The 25,138-nt window shown below is 65.3% G+C and carries 20 protein-coding genes; 7 read left to right on the forward strand and 13 right to left on the reverse strand.

The window, feature by feature from the left end; all coding sequences use genetic code 11:
- Nucleotides 1-114 precede the first annotated feature (114 nt).
- Nucleotides 115-651, reverse strand: a complete 537-nt coding sequence (locus H3V53_RS21955; RefSeq protein WP_336599740.1) for a BON domain-containing protein — start codon at nucleotides 649-651, stop codon at nucleotides 115-117.
- Between the two features lie 75 nt (nucleotides 652-726).
- On the reverse strand, nucleotides 727-2,178 hold the full coding sequence (locus H3V53_RS21960) for a sigma-54 interaction domain-containing protein (protein WP_336599741.1): 1,452 nt from the start codon (nucleotides 2,176-2,178) through the stop codon (nucleotides 727-729).
- 300 nt (nucleotides 2,179-2,478) lie between these two features.
- On the opposite strand from H3V53_RS21960, the gene H3V53_RS21965 reads away from it, so the two are divergent.
- Nucleotides 2,479-3,882 carry a GntP family permease gene (locus H3V53_RS21965; RefSeq protein ID WP_054923666.1) on the forward strand — a complete coding sequence of 468 codons (1,404 nt, stop codon included), beginning with the start codon at nucleotides 2,479-2,481 and terminating at the stop codon, nucleotides 3,880-3,882.
- A gap of 89 nt (nucleotides 3,883-3,971) precedes the next feature.
- Here the strand turns inward: H3V53_RS21965 and H3V53_RS21970 are convergent, their stop codons facing one another.
- The 7 genes from H3V53_RS21970 to H3V53_RS22000 form a co-directional block, all read right to left on the reverse strand.
- A complete protein-coding gene (locus H3V53_RS21970) occupies nucleotides 3,972-4,376 on the reverse strand; it encodes a hypothetical protein (RefSeq protein WP_336599742.1) in 405 nt (134 codons plus the stop codon).
- A gap of 4 nt (nucleotides 4,377-4,380) precedes the next feature.
- Nucleotides 4,381-4,620: a hypothetical protein gene (locus tag H3V53_RS21975; protein WP_336599743.1), complete on the reverse strand. Its 240-nt coding sequence runs from the start codon at nucleotides 4,618-4,620 to the stop codon at nucleotides 4,381-4,383.
- Nucleotides 4,621-5,313: 693 nt separating this feature from the next.
- A complete protein-coding gene (locus tag H3V53_RS21980) occupies nucleotides 5,314-5,553 on the reverse strand; it encodes a DUF2442 domain-containing protein (RefSeq protein WP_054923669.1) in 240 nt (79 codons plus the stop codon).
- Between the two features lie 101 nt (nucleotides 5,554-5,654).
- Nucleotides 5,655-5,909 (reverse strand): DUF6723 family protein, encoded by a 255-nt coding sequence (locus tag H3V53_RS21985; protein ID WP_054923683.1) that lies wholly within the window; start codon nucleotides 5,907-5,909, stop codon nucleotides 5,655-5,657.
- Nucleotides 5,910-5,997: 88 nt separating this feature from the next.
- Complete coding sequence (locus tag H3V53_RS21990; protein WP_336599744.1) at nucleotides 5,998-8,019, reverse strand: acyl CoA:acetate/3-ketoacid CoA transferase; 2,022 nt, start codon at nucleotides 8,017-8,019, stop codon at nucleotides 5,998-6,000.
- Between the two features lie 429 nt (nucleotides 8,020-8,448).
- Nucleotides 8,449-9,558: a porin gene (locus H3V53_RS21995; RefSeq protein WP_336599745.1), complete on the reverse strand. Its 1,110-nt coding sequence runs from the start codon at nucleotides 9,556-9,558 to the stop codon at nucleotides 8,449-8,451.
- Between the two features lie 296 nt (nucleotides 9,559-9,854).
- Nucleotides 9,855-13,403 (reverse strand): ATP-binding protein, encoded by a 3,549-nt coding sequence (locus H3V53_RS22000; protein WP_336599746.1) that lies wholly within the window; start codon nucleotides 13,401-13,403, stop codon nucleotides 9,855-9,857.
- A 384-nt stretch (nucleotides 13,404-13,787) separates the two neighbouring features.
- On the opposite strand from H3V53_RS22000, the gene H3V53_RS22005 reads away from it, so the two are divergent.
- Nucleotides 13,788-15,428: a methyl-accepting chemotaxis protein gene (locus H3V53_RS22005; protein ID WP_336599747.1), complete on the forward strand. Its 1,641-nt coding sequence runs from the start codon at nucleotides 13,788-13,790 to the stop codon at nucleotides 15,426-15,428.
- A gap of 195 nt (nucleotides 15,429-15,623) precedes the next feature.
- On the opposite strand, the gene H3V53_RS22010 is transcribed toward H3V53_RS22005, so the two are convergent.
- Nucleotides 15,624-16,145 carry a methylated-DNA--[protein]-cysteine S-methyltransferase gene (locus H3V53_RS22010; RefSeq protein WP_336599748.1) on the reverse strand — a complete coding sequence of 174 codons (522 nt, stop codon included), beginning with the start codon at nucleotides 16,143-16,145 and terminating at the stop codon, nucleotides 15,624-15,626.
- A gap of 442 nt (nucleotides 16,146-16,587) precedes the next feature.
- On the opposite strand from H3V53_RS22010, the gene H3V53_RS22015 reads away from it, so the two are divergent.
- The 5 genes from H3V53_RS22015 (at nucleotide 16,588) to H3V53_RS22035 (ending at nucleotide 21,836) form a co-directional block, all read left to right on the forward strand.
- On the forward strand, nucleotides 16,588-16,839 hold the full coding sequence (locus H3V53_RS22015) for a hypothetical protein (protein ID WP_054923675.1): 252 nt from the start codon (nucleotides 16,588-16,590) through the stop codon (nucleotides 16,837-16,839).
- A gap of 298 nt (nucleotides 16,840-17,137) precedes the next feature.
- Nucleotides 17,138-18,127, forward strand: a complete 990-nt coding sequence (locus H3V53_RS22020) for a DedA family protein/thiosulfate sulfurtransferase GlpE (RefSeq protein ID WP_336599749.1) — start codon at nucleotides 17,138-17,140, stop codon at nucleotides 18,125-18,127.
- Between the two features lie 52 nt (nucleotides 18,128-18,179).
- Nucleotides 18,180-19,886 carry an FAD-dependent oxidoreductase gene (locus tag H3V53_RS22025; RefSeq protein WP_336599750.1) on the forward strand — a complete coding sequence of 569 codons (1,707 nt, stop codon included), beginning with the start codon at nucleotides 18,180-18,182 and terminating at the stop codon, nucleotides 19,884-19,886.
- Between the two features lie 268 nt (nucleotides 19,887-20,154).
- Nucleotides 20,155-20,439, forward strand: coding sequence for a hypothetical protein (locus H3V53_RS22030; RefSeq protein WP_336599751.1), 285 nt, complete (start codon nucleotides 20,155-20,157; stop codon nucleotides 20,437-20,439).
- A gap of 182 nt (nucleotides 20,440-20,621) precedes the next feature.
- Nucleotides 20,622-21,836 carry a winged helix-turn-helix domain-containing protein gene (locus H3V53_RS22035; protein ID WP_336599752.1) on the forward strand — a complete coding sequence of 405 codons (1,215 nt, stop codon included), beginning with the start codon at nucleotides 20,622-20,624 and terminating at the stop codon, nucleotides 21,834-21,836.
- A gap of 25 nt (nucleotides 21,837-21,861) precedes the next feature.
- Here the strand turns inward: H3V53_RS22035 and H3V53_RS22040 are convergent, their stop codons facing one another.
- From H3V53_RS22040 to H3V53_RS22050, 3 genes are all read right to left on the reverse strand, one after another.
- Nucleotides 21,862-22,461: a LysE family translocator gene (locus tag H3V53_RS22040; protein WP_336599753.1), complete on the reverse strand. Its 600-nt coding sequence runs from the start codon at nucleotides 22,459-22,461 to the stop codon at nucleotides 21,862-21,864.
- A gap of 133 nt (nucleotides 22,462-22,594) precedes the next feature.
- Nucleotides 22,595-22,849 carry a hypothetical protein gene (locus H3V53_RS22045; RefSeq protein ID WP_336599754.1) on the reverse strand — a complete coding sequence of 85 codons (255 nt, stop codon included), beginning with the start codon at nucleotides 22,847-22,849 and terminating at the stop codon, nucleotides 22,595-22,597.
- A 150-nt stretch (nucleotides 22,850-22,999) separates the two neighbouring features.
- Entirely contained in the window at nucleotides 23,000-25,126 is a 2,127-nt protein-coding gene (locus H3V53_RS22050; protein WP_336599779.1) for an NHL repeat-containing protein, read from the reverse strand.
- Nucleotides 25,127-25,138 lie beyond the last annotated feature (12 nt).

Below are 25,138 nucleotides of genomic sequence, written 5' to 3' on the forward strand. Positions count from 1 at the left end.
TTTCGACGAACGGGATTGTGCCATGCCCGCCTTGCATTGCGTTTATCGCGCCATTGCGTCATTGCGTCATTGCGTCATTGCGTCATTGCGTCATTGCGTCATTGCGTCATTGCGTCATTGCGGCTGTCTGTCGGGTTGCGCAAGCGTCTTGTAGGGCATCGGCCCCTGCGTGCTCGCGCTGATGCGCACGAACACCTGCTCGACGTCGGGTATCGCTTCGAGTTGCTGCTGCAGCGCCTGCCTGTCGAACGATGCGGGCGCGCAGCCTTCCGCATAGACAAAGCGGCGCTGCACCGTGATCCACAGGCTCGTGCCGCTGAACGCATGGGGATCGGTAAAGCGGGCATGGATCGCGGTCGCGATATCCGCGTCGTACATGTACGAATTCGGCTTCGTGCATTTGTGCGCGAGCCAGCAGGTGGTGCCGCGTTCGACGCGATAGTGCGCGTCGTCTTCCATTTGCGCGTGGGTCATCATGGGGCCGAGGGGCACGGGACAATCGGCGATCGCGTGCGAGAGCGCGAAGAACGGATCGTTGTACCAGTTGCGCCGTTCATCCGGCGCCGTCGCCGACGCCCCCTGTTGCGCATGCAACCCGATGCACGCCGCGCTCGCGACGAACAGCATGATGCCGATGGTCCAGCGTGTCATGGGCGCGTCTCCCTGATGTGGCTTCCGGTCTCACGATCGTACTGCGCAGCGCGCGCCCCCGCCACGCGCGGCGTTTCACACGTCGATGCCGTACGCGGCGATCTTCTTGTAGAGCGTCGCGCGGCCCATGCCGATGCGCGCCGCGGCTTCCGTGACGCGGCCGTCGCAGGCGCGCAGCGCGTCGTCGAGAAAGCGCTTTTCGAATGCGGCCATCGCGTCCGCCCACTGCTGCGGCTGCGCGTCGCGCGATGCAGAAGCAGACGCTGCGGCGGGCGCAGCGGGCACAGGCTGGCCGCGCATGGTTCCGATGAACGGCGCGAGCGCGCACGCGTCGATGCGTTCGCTGTCCGACAGCATCACCGCGCGTTCGAGCGTGTTGCGCAGCTCGCGCACGTTGCCTGGCCAGCCGTACGAGCACAGCAGCCGCAATGCGTCGTCCTGCAGTTCGAAATGGCCTCCGCGCACCTGCGTCGAGAGGTCTTCCAGAATCGTATAAGCGAGCGCCTCGATGTCCGTTTGCCGTTCGCGCAGCGGCGGCGCGTGGATGGTCAGCACGTTCAGCCGGTAGAACAGGTCAGGGCGGAAGCGCCCTTGCGCGACGAGCGCGGGCAGATCGGCGGACGTCGCCGCGATGATCCGCACGTCGGCGCGCACGATGCGGTTCGAGCCGAGCGGCTCGAACTCACGGTCCTGCAGCACGCGCAACAGCTTGCCTTGCAGCGGCAACGGCATGTCGCCGATTTCGTCGAGAAACAGCGTGCCGCCGTCGGCGAGTTCGAACTTGCCGACGCGTCCCTTGCGATCGGCGCCGGTGTAGGCGCCCGCCGCCGCGCCGAAGAACTCGACTTCGAGCAGCGTGTCGGGAATGGCCGCGACGTTGACGGTGACGAGCGGCTTGGTCGCGCGCGCGGACGCGCCGTGTATCGCGTGCGCGAGGAGCTCCTTGCCGGTACCCGTTTCGCCGAGCAGCAGCACGGGCGAATCGACGTGCGCGGCCCGACGCGCCTGGCGCTTCACTTCGAGGCTCGCCGCGCTCGTGCCGACGAAACTCGCGAACGTGTACTTCGCGCGGCGCGCCTGCGCGAGCGACTGGCGCGTCGCGATCAGTTCCTCCTGCACGCGCGAGTAGTGCGAGAAAAGCGGCGTGAGCGCCTTCATCTCGTCGAACAGCGCGAAACCGACGGCGCCGACGACCTTGCCCGCGTCGTCCTTGAGCGGCAGACGTGTCACGACGAGCGGCTCGCGGTCGGTTTCGAGCACGTCGAGCAGGATCGGCTTGCCCGTCATCACGACTTCGCGCATCAGGCTGTTCGGAATGACAGCTTCGCAGTCGCGGCCGATCGCCTGCTGCGGATCGGCAAAACCGAAACGCGCCGCATAGCGCTTGTTGATCCACACGACGCGCGCGTCGGCATCGACGATGAAGGTGCCTTCGCTGAAGTTTTCGAACGTGCGGAACAGCGAATCCATCGCGCGGCGCAGCACATCGCTGTAGGTGGCGGGCAGGCCCGACCAGTCGTTCATCATGTTGTCGCTGTCTCCCTCTCTATTTTTTATGCTTGCTGTCTCAAATCGTGGACCGATTATCTCACGTACGAGACCTGCAACAACCCCGCCGATTAGGGTATGCTTCGCCGCATCGACCGTATGGGCGGAAATTTCGTCTCCATTTTGAGACAATTCGGCACCATCGTTCGAATCGTCGCGCCGCCTTTTGGCGCCGCACGGCCGGAAAGCCCCACACGAAGGGCATGGCATGGAACCTGCGTAAGCGGGCGCCGGCCGCCGCGCGCGTCCACGTAGAACAACCAAGCATTGGAGACTCAATTGGCTTTTGTCATCGTCCTCGCCGCCCTGGCGTTCCTGATGTTCGCCGCCTATCGCGGCTACAGCGTGATCCTCGTCGCGCCGATCGCCGCGCTCGGCGCGGTGCTGCTGGTCGATCCCGCCGCCGTCGCGCCCGTGTTTTCGGGCATCTTCATGGAGAAGATGGTCGTCTTCGTGAAGCTGTACTTCCCCGTGTTCCTGCTCGGCGCCGTGTTCGGCAAGGTGATCGAGCTGTCGGGCTTCGCCGCTTCGATCGTGCATTCGGCCATCCGCTACATCGGCCGGGCGCGCGCGAATGCCGTGATTGTCGCGGTGTGCGCGCTCCTGACGTATGGCGGGGTGTCGCTGTTCGTCGTCGTGTTCGCGGTGTATCCGTTTGCCGCCGAACTCTACCGGCAGAGCAACATTCCGAAGCGCCTGATGCCTGGCGCGATCGCGCTGGGCGCGTTCTCGTTCACGATGGATTCGCTGCCGGGCACGCCGCAGATCCAGAACATCATTCCGACGACGTTCTTCAAGACCACCGCCTGGGCCGCGCCCGGCCTCGGTATCGCCGGTTCGCTGTTCATCATCGTCGTGGGGCTGTCGTTCCTCGAATGGCGCCGCCGCACGGCCATGGCGAAGGGCGAAGGCTACGGCACGTCGCTCGTGAACGAGCCGGAACAGATCGAAACGTCGAACCTGCCGCATCCGCTGCTGGCGATCGCGCCGCTCGTCCTGGTCGGCGTGGCGAACTTCGTGCTCACGCGCATGATTCCCGACTGGTACGGCGCGTCGTACACGGTGTCGCCCGACGTGCTGCCCGGCAACCACGGCGCGCCCGTGACGACGGCGGTGAAGGCCGTGGTCGCGATCTGGTCGGTTGAGGGCGCATTGCTGCTCGGCATTCTGCTCGTCTGCGTGACGGCGTTTGCCCGCGTGAAAGAGCGCTTCGCTTCGGGTACCAAGGCGGCTGTCGGCGGCGCGCTGCTGGCTTCGCTGAACACCGCGTCGGAATACGGCTTCGGCGGCGTGATCGCCGCGCTGCCCGGCTTCATCGTGGTCAGCGACGCCCTCAAGAGCATTCCGAATCCGCTCGTGAACGCGGCCGTATCCGTCAGCTCGCTGGCGGGCATCACGGGTTCGGCGTCGGGCGGCATGAGCATCGCGCTCGCGGCGATGTCGGACCTGTTCATCAAGGGCGCGGAAGCCGCGCATATTCCGATGGAAGTGCTGCACCGCGTGGTCGCGATGGCGAGCGGCGGCATGGACACGCTGCCGCATAACGGCGCCGTGATCACGCTGCTGGCGGTGACGGGTCTCACGCACCGCGAGTCGTATCGCGACATTTTCGCCGTGACGATCATCAAGACGCTCGCCGTGTTCTTCGTCATCGGCCTTTACTACGCGACCGGCCTCGTCTGATAGCGCATTCGATCCTGCATTGCTGAAACGGCGGCCATAGCGTCGAAAAACCGATTCTATGGTGGCCGGTCAGCGCAATTCATGCGTATTCACCGGCGATCGTCGTCGACATGTGCGCGCAATCGCCCATAGAAAAACCATCCGTTTTCACTCAGGTGATTGAAGCTGTGCAGATAGACGAAGCGAATCAGCGCGACACGGAAATCCAGCGTTCGCGCACTGCGCTTCAACAGCTTTTCGTAGGATCGCTGGCTTAGCGGCGGCATGCCGCTTTCCAGCCGGATGGCGAGCGACCGCGACCAGCTCGATATCGATATCCGTTCGAGCCACGGCACAACGTCTTCGTGCAACTCGAACCAGCGACGCTCCCGTTCGACCACTTCCGTCACGGCAAGCCATTTTCCATGCTGCCTCCTTTCGAGCAGATGGGCGACGATCAGATATGTCAGCAGTTCTGCCTTGGCGCGCAAATCCCACGCAAGTGAAAGAGTCATGTCTTTACCCCGCAAGCGGTAATGCGGCGGCATGCGTTGAATGTGTCTCCTGTTCGAATTCATCGATTTCGTGCAAGAGGCCTTCGACGGAATAACGTTGCGATTCCGTAAGGGAATCCAAATCGAGCAATACCGTCAGACGCCGTCGCCAATAGTCGACGTCCAACGTTTGTTCGCACTGGCATAGGGACGCGCGCATCACTTGCGTCACATGCAGAATGTCTCGCTCGATGATGGGGTTCATTCGTCCGCCCTCGGTTCTCTCGGTTCTTGGATATATCGAAGCATTATTTCGCTTCTTTGTTTAAACCGTACATGCAATTCCCCTTTCAATCAAGCGTGTGCGGAGCTGAATTGCAATCATGCAAAATGCAATGGAAATCACAGAAAAAAATGCACAGCGACGCAATTAAAACGTGCAATCAGCGGGTAAAACTGACTTTGGTTTGCATCGAAAAGATGCTATTGCGCGACTGCATTCAAGGCGTCATTACGTATGAATGCCGCGTTTATCGGTAATCGTTAAAGTGAAGATGCACGCGGCATCAAACGGCGTGCCAAAACAAAAAACGGCGCGCTGCAAGAGCAAGCGCGCCGTTCATTTTTGTTCTTGTTAGAGAGCCTGAACCGACGGATCATCGTGCGCCGTCGATTCGACGACGACTTTGCCCCGATCATGCTCGGCAATCGCAGTGCGATCGACGCGAGCGCTGATAACTTCGCGCGCGCCCGCGCTTGCCGATAACGATTCCGTCATGGTGTCCAGGGAAGGCGTGAGATAAATAACGACAGATCGCACATAGACTCCGATTGACACCGAGCTTCTATTTTAACGCATGCGTAAAACGAACCCCGCATGGGCAAGGTCACCAGGCGTCACGAATCGCCGCGCCGCGACGGGCGACGCGTGCCGATAGTTCGACGTGAAAAGCAACCGCTAATGACGCATCGATTCGGGCAACGACAGCATCAACGCCGTCACGTCCATGTCCTCGTCGAGTTCAGGCCAGATGAGTTGCTGCTTGTCGAGCGAAATCGCGAAATGCGTGCGCTCGGCGTCGGTGGCGGCGGCGAGCGTGGGAAACCAGTTCAGTGGAAATTCGACGGCGCGGCCGTCGGACAGATCGAGAAACAGGTGTGCACTATCGAAATGCACATCGACGGCATCAGCGCGCATGATCGCCTCCGGCAGGGGTCCATTCAAACGATAGTCGTGCCAACCGCACGCTTCAAGCGCAAAGCACGGGGCCCGAACAGAAAGGCGCGCGCGCCGCCCGCTTACAACTCGGGCCGCGCAAGATCGCCTTCGACGATATGTTCGCCGTACACCTGCGCCGCCGCGAGCGCCTCTTCTTTGGTCGGATAGGGGCCGAGATCGGGCGCGCCGTCGAATGGAAACAGCAAGCGCCCGTCCGTCTTGCGCACCACGCGCAGCACGCCGAAAAAGCGCCGGTAGCCAGCGAGCTTCGAGCCCGCGCTGACTTCAAAATCGCTTTCGCTCTTGCCGGGCACACCAGGAATGAAACTGCTCATGATGGACTTCTTGAATGCGTGAACTGTCGTGCGAAAGGCGTCATTTTCGCACGTGCATCGTGAGCGGTTCATGTCAGGGCACGCGTGTTCAGCGGGGCGGGACGATGTCGCCGGGCCGTTCGTTGATGTACGACGCGACGTGGCGCTGCTCCAGCGCGTCGCCGAGTTTCATCCGCAGAAAACTGCTCGTCGTATAGCGCGTCACGCCTGCGTAAAACTGGTTGACGACTTTCGTAATGGTGGCCGAGTACGTGTCGATCAGTTCCGGACTGATCGAAAAGTTGTCGTAATTCACGATTGCCTGCGGTCTGATGCGCACGCCTTTGAGCCGCGACTCCACCTCGTTGCGGATCGCGTCGATCTGTTCCTGCGAATTCACCTGCAAGCCCTCGAAGTTGACGAAGAACATGTTCTTGTCGGCGTCGTAATTGAAGCGCTCGTGCAGCGGCAAACAGAGCAGCAGCGTGCGCAAGCCCATCGGCGCCGCGCGGAAGATGCGCTCGTCCATCAGCCGCGGCGGCCGCTCGATGAGCGGCGCAAAACCCATCAGCGCGACGATATCGTTCTGCACGTCGACGCCGGGCGCCACTTCCGTGAGCGCGAGGCCGCGCGGCGTCAGCTCGAACACGCAGCGCTCGGTGACATACAGCACGGGCTGCCCGCGCTTTGCCGCATATTCGCCGCTGAACGTGCGGTGCTCGACTTCATCGACGAATTTCTGGCAAACGCCTTCGCGATTGATCTTCAGACGCCCGTCTTCGACGGCGACATCCAGATTGCCCGCGTTGAACGTGCCGACGAACACGACGCGCTTCGCGCTCTGGCTGATGTTGATGAAGCCGCCCGCGCCCGCGAGCTTCGGCCCGAATTTGCTGACGTTCAGATTGCCCTGACGGTCGGCCTGCGCGAGTCCGAGAAACGCAATGTCGAGGCCGCCGCCGTCGTAGAAATCGAACTGATACGGTTGATCGATGATGGCCTGCGTGTTGGTCGCCGCGCCGAAATTCAACCCGCCCGCCGGAATGCCGCCGATCACGCCGGGCTCCGTCGTCATCGTGAACAGATCGATCACGCCTTCTTCGTTCGCGACGCTCGCGATGCCCTCCGGCATGCCGATACCCAGATTCACGACGCTATTGGCCATCAGCTCCATTGCCGCGCGCCGCGCGATCACCTTGCGCTCGGACAGCTCCATCGGCGGCACGGAACTCGCCGGCACGCGCAACTCGCTCGCGAACGCGGGCGAATACGGCTCGGCGAATGTCTGCCAGTGATGCTCGGGCCGCGCGACCACGACGCAATCGACCATGATTCCCGGAATCTTCACGTCGCGCGGATTGAGCGTGTTCGTGTCGGCGAGCCGTTCGACCTGCACGATCACGACGCCGCCCGAATTGCGCGCGGCCATGGCGATGGCGAGCGCTTCGAGCGTCAGCGCTTCGCGCTCCATCGTGACGTTGCCGTTGGCGTCTGCCGTCGTGCCGCGAATGATGGCGACATCGACGGGGAAGGTCTTGTAGAACAGATATTCGTTGCCGTCGACCTGCAGCAGCTGGACGAGTTCTTCCGCCGTCCGGCTGTTCAGCTTGCCGCCGCCGTGACGCGGATCGACGAACGTGCCGAGGCCGATCGTCGACAGATGCCCCGGCTTGCCCGCGGCGATGTCGCGGAACAGATGCGAAATAACGCCTTGCGGCAGGTTGTACGCCTCGATGCGGCCCTCGATGGCGAGTTGCTGCAGCTTCGGCACGAGCCCCCAATGTCCGCCGATCACGCGCCGCACGAGCCCTTCGTGCGCGAAATGGTTCAGCCCTTTGGACTTGCCGTCGCCCTGTCCCGCCGCGTACACGAGCGTCAGGTCGAGATGCGCGTTCGACACGTCCGGCGTGCCGAGCGCGCCCGGTCCGCCCGAGGTCGCCGCGTTCGCCTCGAAGAAACGCTCTTCGAGCGCAATCGCCACCTCTTCCGCAAAGCCGACGCCGACAAAGCCGCCTGTCGCGACCGTATCGCCCGCGCGAATCAGCTCGACGGCAGCGCGCGCGCTGACCACCTTGTTGCGCGCAACCTTGCGCTCGGTGACGGGAAACGGGTATTGGAATATGGCACGCATGGGGGTCTCCGCTTTCAGGTCTCCGCTTTCAGGTCTCCGTTCTCAGGTCTCTTGTCCGGACGGCGCCATCGCGGGTTGCGACGCTACGGTTGCAACCCGGTTTCCGAACGGTCTTTGCGGTGCCTGAACAAACAATTTAACAAGCCGCAACGGGATCGTCAGCATTTATCGGCGGGCTTGCCGTCCGGCTCCGATTCGCCGAACCGGTGGTCGCTTAACGGCCTTCGTCCCAGGCTTGCGGTCTTGTCGCGCCTGGAAGTTTAGGTAAGCCAGGCTTTACCGCGTGAAAGCGCAATCCCATCCAAACGATGCAGCCTGCATGTGAATCACGCGTGCGGGATGAGCGTGTGCATGAATCTCGTTGCCCCTGCAACGACATCATCGTTTTGACCCCTGAAAACAGGTGTAGCTCGCCGACGCGGGCGTGCGTCAGAAGCGGTGCCGCAAGCCCGCGCCGATCAGCACCTGGTTGTGGCTCGACGACGGATCGGCCGAATTGATGACGGCCGGCGCGCCCGACGAAGCGCGCTGGTAGATCGCTTCCAGATAGGTGTCCGTGCGCTTGGAGAACTGGTAGTCGGCCTGCACGCCGCCGTTGTGCCAGTGCGAGCCCGATCCCTTCGTGTACGTGTACGAGCCCGCCAGCGCGACGCTCGGCGTCAACTGGTAGACGCCGTTGAGCTCGTAGTTCGAAAAGCCGATCGACGGCGCGCTGTCGCCCGTATCGATCACGGTCACGCCGGTGTAGGTGGAGCGCGACCAGGCGGCCGCCATCGTCAGGTCGCCGATCGCGTAGCTCACGCCGAAGCCGTACGTGTTCTGTGTCTGCACAGCGGCTTCGAAGACATCGGTCACGCTCGGCAGCACAGCGGCATCGTAGGCGCCCGTCGACGAATTGCCGCGCCCGTTCGCGTGCAGATACGCCGCGCCCGCATTCAACGCACCGTTCTGATAGCTCGCGCCGAAGCTGTACGCACGGTTGTTCGCAAACTGCCCCGCCGCATTCGAGAATGCGTACATGCCGCCCAACGTCAGGCCGCCGAATGACGGACTCGCGTACTTCACCGAATTCGCCGCGAGGTAAGTGTTGTTGGCGTTGTCGTTGTCGAACGGATGGGCGAAAGCGGTACCGCCCGTGCCGCCCGTCAGCGTGAACGGCGCGAAGTAATCGTGGATCAGATCGTACTGATGGCCGAGCGTGAGCGTGCCCGCCTTGTCGCTGCCGAGACCGACGTAGTACGGATGGTCGTTGAGCATCTCGCCCGACGTGACGGAAAAGCCGCGCTCGAGCCGGAAAATCGCGCGATAACCGCCGCCCAGGTCTTCGATGCCCTGCAAGCCCCAATAGCTGCCGTCGACGAGACCCGTCGTGGCCTGCCATTGCGAATGTCCGCCGACGTTGCTCAGATACGCGAGGCCCGTGTCCAGTTCGCCGTACATAGAAATGCTGCTTTGCGCCTGCGCGTTGGGCCCGAGTGCGAGAAGGATGGCGCCTGCGGCGGCCGCTACGGCTGTCTTGTTGGTTTTATTTGCGGACATGCTTGGCTTCTCGAGGTTGAGTCGTTCGATCCAGAAGGCGACTTTTTATAGGAACGACAGCCACATGCACAAGTGGTGCGCGTCAACACCGCGGCGCATCCGCTTCGTCAACCAGATTACAGATTGCAAAAAAACTGATGTTCGGTTTGCGTGCGACAGGAGTAGTCAAATCGAAACCGATGACCGCGCCGTCGTGCCCGCGGCAAGATCGCCGCCACGCCCGTCCGGGCGAAATCTTCCGCACAGCGTAACTCCATCTCGCGCCGTCAGCGTTGTTTTCGTGCGACGCACAAACCTCATTGAATGGAAGCCACACCGAGGCCGAATGTGCTACGCAAATGGTCGTGCAACGCGGCGGCGCGCGCGCCGTGGGCGGGTGTCCATTGCGGCTGGCCGTCGCAGAGATATTGAAGCTCGCGGCATTGCGCGGCGAGCGCCGCTTCCTGCGCAACCAGGAAGCCGCCCGCCGCGCCGTGCGCCCACGCGCGCAAAGCCTTCACGTCCCCGCTTTCGATGATCGACGCAAGTTTGGGCAGATCCGTCGCCAGATACGCCTTGAGCATCTGCATGAAGCGGGCTTTGTCGGCGGGGTCAAGGGCGGGCGCAGTGTCGTCGGGCGGCGGCGGTTCGTGAGGGACGCGGGCCGCATCATTCGAAGCGGCGGTCGCGATGGTGTCGGTTGTGCCGCCGGTCGCGGCGTCCGTTGCGGTATCGGTTGCACCGGTTGCGCCGCCCGTTGCGGGGTCGTCTGCCGCGCCGGTTTCGGCCGGCCGCGCGCGCAGTCCCAGAGCCAGCAGCGCGGTTTCCACCTGCCGCAGCGACGCCGGCTTCGGCACGTAGGCGGCAAAGCCGCGCCGCCGCCATTCGTCGATCTGCTCGGCGGACGCCACCGCGCTGAACGCCAGCACGGGCAGATGCGGATGCGATTGCCGCAACGCCTCCATCAGCGCGTAGCCGTCCATGATCGGCATATGGATGTCCGTCAGCACGAGGTCCGCTTCCGTCTGCCTGAGCCGCAGCAACGCTTCCCGGCCGTCGGCGGCGAGCATCGGCTCGCAGCCGAGCGCGGTCAGTTGCTCGGAGATCAGCGTCTGGTTCAGCGGATTGTCCTCGGCGACCAGCACTCGCAAGCCCTTCAGCGACGGATCGGCGGCGCGCTCGTCAGCAGCGGATGCGGCAGGCGGCGCCTCGACGGGCGGCTCGACGCCCGTCAGCTGCTCGATGCACGCGAATATCGCGTCGTGGCTGAATTCCGTCACCTCGAACACGCCTTCGGCGCGCGCTGTCGGACGATGCTGCCCGCTGCGCGTCAGCCAGACGATCGGCACGGCCTGGATCGCGCGCAACGCGGCAATCGTGCCGAGGTCGTATTCGCCCGTGACGATCACGAACGCAGGACGATGCACGCGCAGCCAGGCTTCCGCCGCCGCCACCGATGTCACGCTGCTCGCCATCCAGCCCGCGTAGGCCAGCATGTCGTCGAGCACGGTGGCCGAGCCGGCCTCCTGACACAGCACGAGCGCGCTGCCGCGCGGCTCGCGCGACGAATCGGGAGCCCCCGCCGCGAGCGCTTCGGCGGCCGGTTCGAGGGGAATCGACACGGTGAACGCGCTGCCGAGGCCCGGCACGCTCTCGACGCCGATCTTGCCGCCCATCAGCTCGCACAGCCGCGCGCAGATCGACAGGCCGAGCCCCGTGCCGCCGTACCGGCTCGACGAGGTCGGTTCCGCCTGCACGAACGGATTGAAGATTCGCGCGACGAGCGCCGAATCCATGCCGATACCCGAGTCGATCACGCGGCACATCAGCACCGGCCGGTCGTGCACATCGGGCTCGACATGCGCCGACAACGTGATCTTGCCGCTCGACGTGAACTTGAACGCGTTCGACAGCAGGTTGTTGACGATCTGCACGACCCGCGCGCGATCGCCGCGCAGCGGGCGATACAGCGTCGGCGACAGATGCGCGTAAAAGCGCAGCGGCCGCCCCGCCGTCAGCGGCGCGTACGACAGCGCCAGGTTTTCGAGGTCTTCGACGGGCCTGAAGGTTTCCGGCAACAGCTTCATCTTGCCCGCGCCGATCTTCGAAAAATCGAGGATGTCGTTGACGATGTGGCGCAGCCCGTCCGCTGCCGCGCCCACCGCGCGCAGCCGCTGCTGGTACGCGTCGAGGCCGGGCGTCATCGACAGCAGTTCGAGATTGCCGAGCAGCGCGTTCAGCGGCGTGCGGATCTCGTGGCTCATCGCGGCGAAGAAGCTGGTCTGCGCGTTCATCATCGCTTCCGTTTCGCGCTGCGCCGCGCGAATCTGCTGGCCAAGCGCGTGCCGCACGGTCACGTCGAGCAGCGCGCAGAACAGCACGTCCTCGCCCTGATAGCGCGCGGCGCCGTAGCTGATCTGCAGGTATTGCGTGTCGGGCTTGTCGGCGTCGGCGGGCTCGACGGGCAGCGCGGTGACGATGAATTCGGCGAACTTGCCGAGGCGCGTGGCGCCCGCTTCGTGCGCGTTGCGCTCCTTGAAGGCGGCCGCGATGTGCGCGGGCAGCGCCGCCGGCGCATCGGCGACGTGCAGCAGTTCGCGCGCGAGCTGGTTCGACGTCAGGATATGGAAGTCGCGCTGCCGCACGATGCACAGTCCGACGGGCGTCGCGGCAACCAGAATGTGATTGATCGTTTCGCTTTCGAGCGCGCGCATCGCCTCCTCGTTGGAGCGGCGCAGCAGCTTCAGCCCCCAGAACTTCGCGGTGACGATCACGGCGAGCGCCGCCAGCAGCGCCACGCCGACAATCGCGCCGAGCTGCCAGCGCAGCGCGCCGATCACGTCGCCCCACGACAGATGGCAGATCAGCGACGACGTATTGCTCACAGGCACGGTGAACACGACGCCGTCAGCCGAGTAGCGCGGCGTGTCGGGCGGAAGGCTGGCGGCGCGCAGCATCAGTTCGCGTGAGGTGTCGGCGTCGACGGGCGGCTGCGTCTTGATGACGCCGCGGCTGCCGGCCAGCACCAGCGTCCCTTCGTGCGGCGTGCGGGCGGGCACGTTGAAGAACTGATCGAGCGGCTCGACGATGGCGATCAGCGCGACGGGCGTCTCGCCCGCGTAGTACGCGGTGACGGCGATCATGGCGGGCGCGCCGAGCAGCGGATCGCGGTACGGTCCCGCCAGCACGTAGGCTCCCTTCGCCGGCGCGCGCGCGCCCGTCTGCGCGAGCACGCTGCGCTCGAGCGAATCGCGCAGCGTGCCGATCAGCGCGGGCGCGAGCGGCGGCGCGTGCGGGTCCGTCGCAGGCGAGAGCCCCGGCATCAGCGCCGCATAGTCTTCCGTCAGTCCGACGATCTCCGCCCGGTACGACACGTCGAACGCGACGCGTGTGGTGAGCGTCGACGTCGCGGCGGAAGCCAGCCGCCACAGATTCGCGTTCAGGCTCTCGCCCCAGCGCGCGCGGGTCGCGTCCGACACCAGCAGGTCATAGCTGGCGTTCAGGCCCGCTGCCGGGCCGACGGCCACGCCTGTCTGGCGCACCGCGTCCTCGATGTCCGCGGGCACGCGCTGGACTTCGTCCGTGTTGGCGTAGTAGGCGACCGTCAGCGCCGCGCGGCGGAGAAACGACTCTCCACGATGGATCGACACCGAAAAATTCGCCGCATCCTGCGCGCGGATGCTGCGCATGTAGTCGACGTATTTGCCGATCGCGAGCACCGACAGCAACGACGCCGACACCACCAGAATGACGAGCACCACCGCGATGGTCGCCAGATAGAGACGACGCTGCCGCCGCGCGTAGCGTGACAGCGTCGCGAAGCCTTCAGCCAGCGATTCCTGCGTGCGATCGAGTAGGTTTTGCATACAGTCGCGCCTCGTGGGTTCGCAGGCCGCATCGAAGGCATGTCGCTGCGCGCCGTTGACGGGCTGCTTCGTGAACCGGTCGGTCTGCGGGACGTTCGCGCGAGGCGTGGCCGCACGCAATGCGCAGGCAAAGCCCCGATGAAAACGAGTCTAGGTGGTTTGCCGCGCCGGGCAATCCGTCTAAACATTGATTGTGCCCCGGCGCGCAGCCTGACGGGCCGGGCCGCCAACGACGCGCCGCGCAACTCTGTGTTATCGGCGCGCCTCGCGCTTACCTGAGTCAAATACCAGGAAAACCCTAAAGCCTCAAGGGTCTCGGCCGATAAAGTTGACAGAACCATTCGGATGCCCGGCATCCGGCAGTCCAACGAACGTCAGAAGGTCATGCGCAACAATCAGCCTGTTTCCCAGAACGAGTACGACTACCCGTCGTCGCAGATGCTCGTGTCCGCGACCGACCTCAAAGGCAAGATCCAGTACTGCAACCCCGCCTTCATCGCCGTGTCGGGGTACTCGCGCGACGAACTGATCGGCCAGCCGCACAACCTGATCCGCCATCCCGACATGCCCGCCGAAGCGTTCGCCGATCTGTGGACGACAATCCGCGCCGGCCGCCCATGGACAGCGCTCGTCAAGAACCGGCGCAAGAACGGCGATCACTACTGGGTGCGCGCGAGCGTCACGCCCGTCGTCGAGAACGGCGTGCCCGTCGGCTACCTGAGCGTGCGCACCAAGCCGCAGCGAGACGAAGTGCGCGAAGCGGACGCGCTGTACGCGAAGATACGCGCGGGCGCGGCGCGCGGCATGCGCCTGCGGCAAGGCGTCGTGGTGCGCACGGGCGTGGCGGGCCGGCTGCAGGCGCTGACGCGTCTGCCCGTTGCGCTGCGCGCCACCATCGGCTACATGGTCGCGCCCGTCGCGCTGCTCGCGGCCGGCCTCGCGGCCTGGAGCGGCACGCCGCCGCTGCCGTTCTGGATTGCCTTCGGCGTGACGGCGGCGGCGGGCGCCGGCTCGGCGCTGCTGTTGTCGCGCCATCTCGGCCAGCCCGTCGGCGCGATGGCGTCGTTCGCCACGCGCATGGCTGCGGGCGACCTGACGGTCGATCTGACGATCGAGCGCCGCGACGATCTCGGCGACGTGCTCGATGCGCTCAATCAGCTGAAAGCGAATCTCACCGCGATCGTCTTCGACGTGCGCGCGCAGATCGGCGGCATGCTCGACGCCGCGCACGAAATCTCGACGGGCAATCTGGATCTCGCGCGCCGCACTGAAATGCAGGCGGCGTCGCTGGAAGAAACGGCGGCGACGATGGAGCAGCTGACCACCACCGTGCAGGCAAACGCCGACGCCACCGTGCGCGCGCTCGATCTCGCCAAGGACGCGCAGGCGGCCGCCGCGCTCGGCGGCACGGTTGCGCAGCAGGTCGAGCAGACGATGGCGGGCATCACGCAGGCTTCGCGGCGTATTTCGGACATCACGGGCGTGATCGACGGCATCGCGTTCCAGACCAACATTCTTGCCCTCAATGCCGCCGTCGAGGCGGCGCGTGCGGGCGAGGCGGGCCGCTCGTTCGCGGTCGTCGCAGGCGAGGTGCGCATGCTCGCGCAGCGGTGCGCGGCTTCGGCGAAGGAAATCAAGCAGGTGGTCGACACGACGGTGAACGAAGTTGCGCAAGGCACCGAACTCGTCGCGCGCACGACGGCGCAGATGGCCGTCATCGATGAGGCGGTGACGCGCGTGTCGTCGCTGATCGTCGAGGTGGCGAATGCGAGCAGCGAACAGGCCGACGGCATCAGCCAGGTCAATCAGGCCGTGTCGCACCTGGACAGCGCGACGCAGCAGAACGCCGCGCTGGTCGAGCAGGCCGCCGCGACGGCGCAGCGTCTGGCCGAACAGGCCGACGTGCTCGACGAAGCCGTGCGCCTGTTCACGGTGGCGGGCGCGCCCGCCACGTGCGGCACGACCAGCAAGCCGACGCCCGTTCGTGCCGCGCGCATGGCCGTCGAAGAGGATGCATTGATCTGACAGATCATCGTTAGCCCCATCTCGACAGCGCGCAATTGGCCAATAAAGATACTTCCGTCAGCGCCCAGGTTTGTGTGCGGGCCGGCTGACCCGAGTAACAACGGCGTTTAAGCAGCCCGTCCCAACCGGACGGGCTGTTTTTTATCTGCGCGCCGCGTTTGCGCCCGCACCCGCGTGACGCGCATCACGCCTGCGTCAACCGACGGCCAGCAGTTCCAGTTGCCGTGGCGCCTTCGACATCGGCCGCTCGAGTTCCAGCAGCGCTCTCTTCCGATGCAAACCGCCCGCGTAGCCCGTCAGGTCGCCCGCGCTGGAAATCACGCGGTGACACGGCACGACGATCGACAGCGGATTGCGCCCGTTGGCCGCGCCGACTGCCCGCGACGCCGACAGCGGCATGCCGAGACGTTGCGCGATGCCGCCATAGCTGGCCGTTTCGCCGTACGGAATCTCCACCAGTTGTTCCCAGACGTCGCGCTGAAACGGGCTGCCGAGCATCCGCAGCCGCAGCGTGAACTGCTGGCGCTCGCCCGCGAAATATTCGACGAGCTGTTCGCGCGCGGCGAGCAGCACGTGCGCGGAACTGTCGGCGGCGAGCGCGCCGTCGGCGGTGGGAAAATACTTCTGGCCGACGAAGTACACGCCCGTCAGCGCGTCGTCTTCCGCGCGCAGCAGAATGTCGCCGAGCGGGCTCGGCATCGACATGCATTGCTTCATGAGACCCTCCTGCCTGATCCGATGAACCACTGTAGCGCACGGCGCGGCGCGACGGCCTCCCGCTTCTTGCGGTCATTGCGGTCATTGCGGTCATTGCGGTCATTGCGGTCATTGCCGTCATCTTTCCGGTTGCAAACACACGCACGCGTCATGGCCGTGACAGCCGTTCGACGCGGGGCGCGCATATGCATCGGATGCGTGCATGGTGCCCTTCGACGGTGCCCGAAAAACGCGCCGCCAGCCCTCGGAGAAGCCGGCACGCGCCCCCCGAAGCCGCACCACGCCTGCGTTTGCGCTCAGCGCCGCGTCCCGTCGAGGCACTGCGCGCGCCGCGTTCGCATAATCGGACGAGTGTGAGCGACACGCGACAGACGCCGTATGCGCACTGCCCTTACAATGCCTGTTCGGCAACGTTGTTCAATCACGCAAGAGGGAATTTTCGATGCGCACCACCGGGTCTTCCGGGGCAATGGCCCTGCTCACCGAGCACGACGACGAAACGGGGCGCGAGTTGCGCTCGCTGCGCCTCGAATCGACTGAAGACGGGAAAGGCATACTTCTGATCGAAGTCGATGAGCGCAAGCCGGGCATCCACCGCGAAGTGCGTTATGAAATCACACCGGCGGAACTGATTGCCGCCATTCGCGCGCACGGCGCCGAACTGCCGGGCGAGCAGCACAATCACCGTCAATAACGCACAGCAGTCGACAGTCGCATCGCCACGGGCGCGCGGCGCAGATTCAACGGAGCGCCGCGACGCTTGTTTTTGCCGCAATCATCGCCATATCCGGAGTCTGGTCGAACGTCGCATGGCGCTCACCGGTCGCGCCGACATCTTCCCGTCGAAGATCGAGGCGGCACGCGGTTTTCCCGCTTTTTGGCAGTATCCCCGACGCGCAACGCACCTCTCTTGCACGCGTTGAAAATGCGTCCATAATCTTTTAGTCCACTCTTGTCGTCTTCGGGGCCGAAACGGTCGCCAAAGTAAGCCGATGCTACATGATCTCGTCGAGCAGTACGGGCCTGCCATTGTTTTTGTCAACGTGCTGGCCGCGTCGATCGGGCTGCCCGTGCCCGCCATGCCTTGCCTCGTGCTGTTCGGCGCGATGGCCGCGATGCATCCCGGGTCGGTCGGTGCGCAGGTGCTGCCCGTGCTCGTGCTCGCCGTGTTCGCCACGCTGATCGGCGACAGCGCATGGTTCGCGGCCGGCCGCATCTACGGCGGCAACACGCTCAAGACGTTGTGCAAGCTGTCGCTGTCGCGCGACACCTGCGTGAAAAAGACGGAGCGCTTCTTCGGCCGCTGGGGCGTGCGCGTGCTGGCTGTCGCGAAGTTCGTGCCGGGCCTGTCGATCGTGTCCATTCCGATGGCGGGCGCGATGGGCACGCCGTACCGCACGTTCCTCGCCTACGACAGCATCGGCGCAACGCTCTGGTCGGGCCTCGGTCTCGTGCTGGGCGTGGTGTTCGCGCAGCAGATCGACATGCTGTTCGCGGGCGCGAGCCGTCTGGGCAAGATGACGGCTGTGATCGTCGCGGTGCTGCTCGCCATTTACTGCGCGTACCGCTGGTATCGGCGCCGTCAGCTGATCAAGAAGCTCGCCACCGCGCGCATGGATGTCGACGAGCTGTACAACCTGATGCTCGACAAGCGTTCGCCCGTCCTGTTCGACATCCGCTCGCAGGAAAAGCGCGCGCTCGACCCGTTCGTGATTCCCGGCTCGGTATTCGCAGATGAGCGCCAGCTCGACGAAATCGTCGCGAAGTATCCGCACGACCAGAAGCTCGTGATCTATTGCTCGTGCCCGAACGAGGTGTCGGCGGCATGGATGGCGAAGCAACTGACGCAAGCCGGTTTCCAGGACGTGGTGCCGCTGCGCGGCGGGCTCGATGCATGGCGCGACGCCGGCCGCCAGCTCGAGCCGCTCGCCGAAGAAATCGAACCGCCGCTGGACCTCGGCATCACGCCAAAGACTGTCTGAACGGGATCGCGCTGCGGCCGCAGCGGTCCGCAGCAAAGCTAGGAGCGCATGTATGGGTGTAACGCGAGAGGGTGAAGACGCGCAGCGCGCCGCTGTCAACGAGGCGCCGTTCTCGACGCTGTCGACGCGCCGTCATCAGATGTTTCCCGAACTTCAAGCAGACGAAATCAAGCGCATCTGCAAGTTTGGCGAACGCCGCCACTTCGAGCCGGGCGAGCTGTTGTGCCGCACGGGCAGCACGGGGCCAGGGATGTTCGTGCTGCTGTCGGGGTCGGTCAAGGTGTATCAGCGCGACGGCCTTGGGCGCGAACTGCTCGTCAACGTCCATCACAAAGGCTCGTTTCTCGCCGAAGTCGGTCAGTTGTCCGGCAAGCCCGCGCTCGTCGACGGCCTGGCCCTCGAACCCGTCGAGGCCTTGCTGATCGAGCCGGAACGCCTGCGCGCACTGATTGTCGCGGAAGCCGAACTCGGCGAGCGCATCATGCGCGCGCTGATCCTGCGTCGCGTCGGGCTGATCGAGCGCGGCGCGGGCGGGCCGATCATCGTCGGCAAGAGCAACGACCGGCGGCTGGTGTCGCTGCAAGGTTTCCTGTCGCGCAACGGCCATCCTCACACGGTGCTCGACGAACGCGACGAAGACGGACTGCGCGTGATCGAGCAGTTCGCAGCCGGCCCCGAAGACATGCCGCTCGTGATCTGCCCGGACGGCTCCGTGCTGCGCCATCCGAGCGACCCCGAACTGGCGACGTGTCTCGGCATGATCCCCGACCTCGACTCGGAGCACGTGTACGACGTGGCCATCGTCGGTGCGGGTCCGGCGGGCCTCGCCACTGCCGTGTATGCGGCGTCGGAAGGTCTGTCCGTGATCGTGCTGGACGGCCGCGCGCCGGGCGGCCAGGCGGGCGCCAGCTCGCGCATCGAAAACTATCTCGGCTTTCCGACGGGCATTTCCGGTCAGGCGCTGGCGGGCCGCGCGTTCGTGCAGGCGCAGAAGTTCGGCGCGCATGTCGCGATTCCCGTGAAGGTCAAGCATCTGCATTGCGAGGAGCGTCCGTACCGGTTGGAACTGCAGTGCCAGGGCAGCATCCGCGCGCAGTCGGTGGTGATCGCGAGCGGCGCGGTATATCGCCGGCCGGAGATCGACGGGCTCGACCGCTTCGACGGACGCGGCATCTACTACTGGGCGTCGCCCGTCGAGGCGAAGCTGTGCAAGCGCGAGGAGATCGTGCTGGTCGGCGGCGGCAATTCGGCTGGCCAGGGCATCGTCTATCTCGCTTCGCACGCGAAGCACATTCACGTGCTGATCCGCCGCAGCGGCTTCGAGGCAACGATGTCGCGCTATCTGATCGACCGGATTGCGTCGCTACCGAACGTCACCGTTTATCCGGGCACGGAGATCGGCTGGCTCGAAGGCACGGAAGGCGGCCTCGCGCAGGTCGGGCTGAAAAGTCCTTGCGCCGACGGACGCGACCGCTTCGACTCGCGGCATCTGTTCCTGTTCACGGGCGCCGATCCGAACACCGACTGGCTGCGCAGTTGCGGCGTGCAACTGGATAAAAAGGGCTTCGTCATCACGGGCGCCAATTCGGCGTGCGACCTGAATACGTCCGTCGAAGGCGTGTACGCAATCGGCGATGCGCGCGCGGGATCGACGAAACGCGTTGCGGCCGCCGTCGGCGAAGGCGCGCAGGTGGTCGCGCAAATCCATCAGATGCTCGCGCAGCTCGCGGGCGAAACGACAGTCGCGCTCGGCGCCTGATCCATCGTTCCTGCACCGGCCTGCGCTTGCGTCGCGCGGGCCGGCCGCTTCCGGCTTCCGCTCCGGAATCGCTTCACACACTCCCTGCATCATCAGCGTGCTTACTGGTTGTTACACAAGCGACGGTCTGCTTGCACCTGTGATCCTTTCCGTTTCGTAATATCAAGTCAGCAACTCGTCAGGCTGACGGCCCGGCCGTTTGGCACGTCGGCGGCGGACGGCGTTGGACAGCTCGCAAGGGCACGATCATCAAGGACAGGAGAACAGCATGATCAAACGTGCGATGGTATCGGCAGCCTTCGGGCTGGCCATCGCGTGCGCTTCGACGGCGGCGTCGGCGCACGTCGGCGTCGGTGTGTATCTGGGCGCGCCCGCTCCCGTCTACGCGGCGCCGCCTGTCGTGTACGCGCCGCCGCCTGTCGTCTATGTGCCGCCGCCGCCCGTCTACTACGGCTACGGCGGTTACCGGCGCGGCTATTGGGGCGGCGGACCGCGTTGGCACGATCACGGCCGGCATCGCGGCTGGGAAGGGCGTCATCACGGACGCTGGTAGCGCGGCCCGCTTCGTGGCGGCAGACCCGAGCGCGCCGCGTGCATTCTGACAGTGCGATCGTTCGGGCCACGCTACAGTAGCGACAGTCCGGCATGACGCGAAGCCATGCCGTTTGTCCCGCCGGGGCGCGCCCACCGTCTGCTGCAGCGCGCCGCCGCCCCGACCGCTACGACGTCATCCGCGTGATCATACTGCCGATATCCGCCGCCCGCACCCTGCACCTGGCCGCCCAAGGCCTGCTCACCCCGCCGCGCCGCAAGGCGACCAAAGCCGATGTGCTCGACGCCATCCGGCAAATGGCGCAACTGCAGATCGACACGATCCACGTCGTCGCGCGCAGTCCTTATCTCGTGCTGTTCAGCCGGATCGGCGCGTATCAGCCGCAATGGCTCGACGAACATCTCGCCGAAGGCAAGCTGTTCGAATACTGGTCGCACGAAGCCTGCTTTCTGCCCATCGAGGATTACGGCCTGATGCGCCACCGGATGCTCGATCCGTCCGACATGGGCTGGAAATACGCCGCCGACTGGCACGCCCAATACCGCGCTGACATCGACAGTCTGCTCGCGCATATCCACGCGACAGGGCCCGTGCGCTCGGCGGACTTTGCGCGCGAAGCGGGCAAGGGCAACGGCTGGTGGGACTGGAAGCCGGAGAAGCGGCATCTCGAAGTGCTTTTCGCGATCGGCGAGCTGATGGTCGCCGAGCGGCGCAATTTCCAGCGCGTGTACGACGTGACGGCGCGCGTGCTGCCGCACTGGAGCGACGCGCGCGACCTTCAACCCGCCGAGGCCGTCGCGACGGAACTGCTGCGGCGCAGTTGCCGCGCGCTGGGCGTCGTGCGCGCGGATTGGGTCGCCGATTACTACCGCATGCCGCGCCGCCCCTACACGGAAGGGCTTCAGCAACTCGCGGACGAGGGCGAGCTGATGCCCGTGCGCGTCGAAGGCTGGAAGCAGGCGACTTTCGTGCATCGCGATGTCGCCCCGATGATCGACGCGGCGTCGAACGGGCAACTGTCGTCGACGGTGACGACGGTGCTCTCGCCGTTCGATCCCGTCGTCTGGGATCGCAAGCGGGCGGCGGCGCTGTTCGACTTCGACTACGTGATCGAATGCTATGTGCCCGCCGCGAAGCGCAAGTACGGCTACTACGTGCTGCCGATCCTCAATCGCGGCAAGCTGATCGGGCGTGTCGACGCAAAAGCGCATCGCGCGAGCGGCATATTCGAGTTGAAGTCGCTGCATCTGGAGCCTGGCGTGCGCGTGAGCGGCCGGCTGGCGTCGGATTTGCGCCGCGCGCTGCAGCGTTGCGCGGACTGGCACGGCACGCCGCAGTTGCAAATCACGTCCGCGCCCGATGGACTCGCCGACGCGCTCGTCGCCACAGCGGACTAACCGCGCGCGTCCGACGTCGGGGCTGTCAGTGCAGCGCGGCCCACGCAAGCGACAGCGAGAACACGCCGAGCACGATCGACGCCGCGCGCTGCATCTTCACGGGGTCGAGCCATCTGAGCCTGCCGCTGCCGAGCGCCGCGCCGAACGAGATCCACGCCAACGCGATCGGCACGAGCAGGCACGCGAACAGCGACATCGCGAACGCGTAGGCCGCAACCTGCTCGAAGGCCGCCGAAGGAAAGATCGTGCCCGCGAACAGCAGGGCCTTAGGATTGAGCAGCGTCGCGACGAACAGCGCGCGTGGCCCGTTCGTCCGTTGTGCCGAGCCGGGAAGCGCCACGGCCGCGCGCCACATGTCGACGGCGAGATACGCAATGTACAGACCGCTCGCGATGCGCAGCGCCGTCGGCAGCCACGGCAGCGTGTGCGCGGCCAGCGCGAGAAAGCGTCCCCACGCGGAAATCGACACCAGATAACCCGCCAGTTCGGCGCCGATCAGCGGCATCGAGCGGCGCGCGCCCTGACGCAACCCGGCCGCCGCCAGCAGCGTGTTGGTGGGACCGGGCGTGATCAGAACGACGATGATGCCGAGCGCGAGCAGCGCGGCGGCGGGAGCAGGGAGCATCGGAAAAGACGGGCGGATCTGAACGAGCGCCCTTTGTATCACAGTCGCGCGACAGCGCCGAATGGTGTGAAACGACCGCCGCGCGCGGCGCTTGCCGGGGGCGCCGACGCGCGTGGCGTTCAGCGTTCAGCGTTCAGCGATCGAGCTTGACGCGCAATTCGCGCGCCGTTTCGAGCAGACCTTCATAGCCGGAACGCGCGTGCTCCGGCAAGTCGGGATCACCGACCAGCGCGCCGAGCGTTTCGATCAGGCTGTACAGGATGCCGCGCGCCGCGCTGACGGCGATATTGCCCGTCGACACCATCTCGTGCACATGCGAGACGGCAGCGTCGAGATGTTCGAGGTCCGGCTGTACGCCGGTTTCCTGCTTGTGCGGATCGGGCGTCATGATGGGATATCGCTCCTCTTCTGGCTCGAAAGAAAGGGATGGTGCGGTCATATATATACCGATCGCGTGCAGCCGTCCATTCGCACAGACCGCACGCGTGGGGCCGTTCATGATTCGACCGCTGGCGATCGCGACGAGTTCAGGCGGCGCTCAGGGCATCCAGCGATACATCAGAATCTTCGCGCGCGCATCGTCTTCGAGCAGCACGACATACTCGCCGTTATCGCGCCGCACCGCGCTGATACCCAGATACACGTCGACCCAGCCTGTCGTGTTGCCGACGGCGGCGCCCGGCGTCATGTAGCCCACCAGCTGGCCGGAGCGCGCGTCGTAGACGTCGACTTTCGGCGTGTACAGTTCGGCCACGAAAATATAGTCGCCCGCCACCGCCACGCCGACGGGCGTCACCTGCGGGTTGCTCGCCGTGTTCCACGGCAGCGCGATCGCATAGACGGGCGTCGGCGACGAGCTCCAGTTGTCGTATCGCACGAGGATGCGGCCCGCTTCCTTCCAGTGCGCCGCATCCCACGGCAGGCTGCCCGTGTAGCCGGACACGTACATCGTGTCCGTCTCGGCGATATAGACGATGCGCGCGATGCGGCTGAACGGCGCGGGCATCGCGAACGTCTTCGCGCCCGCATACGAGTAGATCGGGTTGCCTGCGAGGTCGAAGCCCTGCAGCGCCATCTCGCGGATGCCGCTCGCGGGCGTCGCGAGCCACACGTTGCCCGGCGTGTCGACCCACCAGAAGCCGTTGCCGACCGTGCTGCCCGTCGACGGATTGCCCGTGATCTCGTTCGCGTCGACGTGACCGTCGCCGTTCGCGTCGCGCCACATCCATTCGCCGTATGCCGGCTGGCCGCCCGGCCAGTTGCCCGGCAACGGGTTCTGCGCGAACAGGCCCGACGGGATGGCCACTTCGCCATGCGCGGCGTCGAAGCGGTAGACGTTCAGGTAGTGCGCGCCGGGGTCGAGCGTGTAGAGATAGGGCCGTCCGTCGATCCGCCGCATTATCGGCTCGCCGCGCACGCCGCGCGGCTGGTGGAACGCGGGATCGTCGGGGAAATCGAAGCGGTCGAGCGTGAAGCCCGCGTACTTCCATTCGCGGCCGGGCGGCTGCGAGTAGTCCATCGTGAAGCGCTTCGAACCCGTATAGACGATATCCGGCGTGGCGGGATCGAAGGCCGCGCCGTCGACGAATGTCAGTCCTTGCAGCCGCCAGTTGAAGCGCGTCGCGTAGGCGTAGCTTTCGAGCACAGCGCCCTGCCCGACCGTCGATGAGCCGAGCGGACGCGGCCCTTCGCCGTTCTGCGCCACATAGAAGTTGCCCGCCCGGTCGAAGCCGATGCCCGTGATGCCGTTCAAGCGCCAGTTGCCCGGCGCGCCTTTGCGTTCGTGGAAAATGCCGTATCGCGTGCCGAGCGCGCCCGTTTGCTTCGTCGCGCCGCTCGCCGTCTTGTCGTAGACGAGCACCTGCTGTTTCGGGCCGTTGTCGGCGACGAAAATCTGTCCAGAAGGCGACACGGCGATATCCGCAGCCAGGGTGCCCGCAGGCAGCGCAAGCGTGCCCGCGAGCGGCGCGCCCGCCGGCGAGTAATGGAGCACGCTCGCGCCGGCCGTGCCGAACCCGCTGATTACCCAGACCGAGCCATCCGTATCGATCGCGATGCGGCCCGGCGCCGCGACACTCCAGGAACGCAGACGCCGCATCGTGTTCGCATCGAACACGACGATCTGGTTGCCGGATGTGTCCGACGCGAACAGTTCGCTGTCTGTCGCCGCGAGCCCGCGAATGCCTGCATCCGTGCCCGTCGCGACGGCATTCACGCGCAGAAAGCTGTTCTTCGTCGCGTTGGCACTGTTGCCGATGCCGCTGTCGAACAGCGCGCCGACGGCGATGTTGGCGAGCGTGCGCCGCGTGATGCCGAACCACGTCTGTCCCGCGGGCGGGTAGTCCGCGCCGACCAGCCGGTTGTTCTGATTGCCGATCGACATCGCCGCGTAAAGGTACGCGTGGTTGGATGCGATCGCGTCGCCGCCCGCCGCGCCCCAGCCATGCGTCGCGCCGGCGACAGCAATCTTGTCGCCATTTTTATAGGCACCGATTTCACTGCCGCTTTCATCCCAAGGCGAATTGGTGAATACGGTTCCATCAGGCGCGACGTTAATTGCCTGAATGTCCTGTTGCATCCATTTACCATCGCCGAATCCGAAACTATTGCCTATCCAGGAAGTGGTGTAGGTCAATTGCTGCTGGGCGGCAGCATCGACGGACATCAGGCTGCCGAG

This window comes from Paraburkholderia bengalensis (assembly GCF_037126505.1).
Lineage (GTDB): Bacteria > Pseudomonadota > Gammaproteobacteria > Burkholderiales > Burkholderiaceae > Paraburkholderia > Paraburkholderia bengalensis.

Bases quoted from the DNA above. Each gene is read 5' to 3' on its own strand.
- H3V53_RS21955 (WP_336599740.1), bottom strand. From the start codon at position 651: ATGACACGCTGGACCATCGGCATCATGCTGTTCGTCGCGAGCGCGGCG.
- H3V53_RS21960 (WP_336599741.1), bottom strand. From the start codon at position 2,178: ATGATGAACGACTGGTCGGGCCTGCCCGCCACCTACAGCGATGTGCTG.
- H3V53_RS21970 (WP_336599742.1), bottom strand. From the start codon at position 4,376: ATGACTCTTTCACTTGCGTGGGATTTGCGCGCCAAGGCAGAACTGCTG.
- H3V53_RS21975 (WP_336599743.1), bottom strand. From the start codon at position 4,620: ATGAACCCCATCATCGAGCGAGACATTCTGCATGTGACGCAAGTGATG.
- H3V53_RS21980 (WP_054923669.1), bottom strand. From the start codon at position 5,553: ATGCGCGCTGATGCCGTCGATGTGCATTTCGATAGTGCACACCTGTTT.
- H3V53_RS21985 (WP_054923683.1), bottom strand. From the start codon at position 5,909: ATGAGCAGTTTCATTCCTGGTGTGCCCGGCAAGAGCGAAAGCGATTTT.
- H3V53_RS21990 (WP_336599744.1), bottom strand. From the start codon at position 8,019: ATGCGTGCCATATTCCAATACCCGTTTCCCGTCACCGAGCGCAAGGTT.
- H3V53_RS21995 (WP_336599745.1), bottom strand. From the start codon at position 9,558: ATGTCCGCAAATAAAACCAACAAGACAGCCGTAGCGGCCGCCGCAGGC.
- H3V53_RS22000 (WP_336599746.1), bottom strand. From the start codon at position 13,403: ATGCAAAACCTACTCGATCGCACGCAGGAATCGCTGGCTGAAGGCTTC.
- H3V53_RS22005 (WP_336599747.1), top strand. From the start codon at position 13,788: ATGCGCAACAATCAGCCTGTTTCCCAGAACGAGTACGACTACCCGTCG.
- H3V53_RS22010 (WP_336599748.1), bottom strand. From the start codon at position 16,145: ATGAAGCAATGCATGTCGATGCCGAGCCCGCTCGGCGACATTCTGCTG.
- H3V53_RS22015 (WP_054923675.1), top strand. From the start codon at position 16,588: ATGCGCACCACCGGGTCTTCCGGGGCAATGGCCCTGCTCACCGAGCAC.
- H3V53_RS22020 (WP_336599749.1), top strand. From the start codon at position 17,138: ATGCTACATGATCTCGTCGAGCAGTACGGGCCTGCCATTGTTTTTGTC.
- H3V53_RS22025 (WP_336599750.1), top strand. From the start codon at position 18,180: ATGGGTGTAACGCGAGAGGGTGAAGACGCGCAGCGCGCCGCTGTCAAC.
- H3V53_RS22030 (WP_336599751.1), top strand. From the start codon at position 20,155: ATGATCAAACGTGCGATGGTATCGGCAGCCTTCGGGCTGGCCATCGCG.
- H3V53_RS22040 (WP_336599753.1), bottom strand. From the start codon at position 22,461: ATGCTCCCTGCTCCCGCCGCCGCGCTGCTCGCGCTCGGCATCATCGTC.
- H3V53_RS22045 (WP_336599754.1), bottom strand. From the start codon at position 22,849: ATGACGCCCGATCCGCACAAGCAGGAAACCGGCGTACAGCCGGACCTC.
- H3V53_RS22050 (WP_336599779.1), bottom strand. From the start codon at position 25,126: ATGTCCGTCGATGCTGCCGCCCAGCAGCAATTGACCTACACCACTTCC.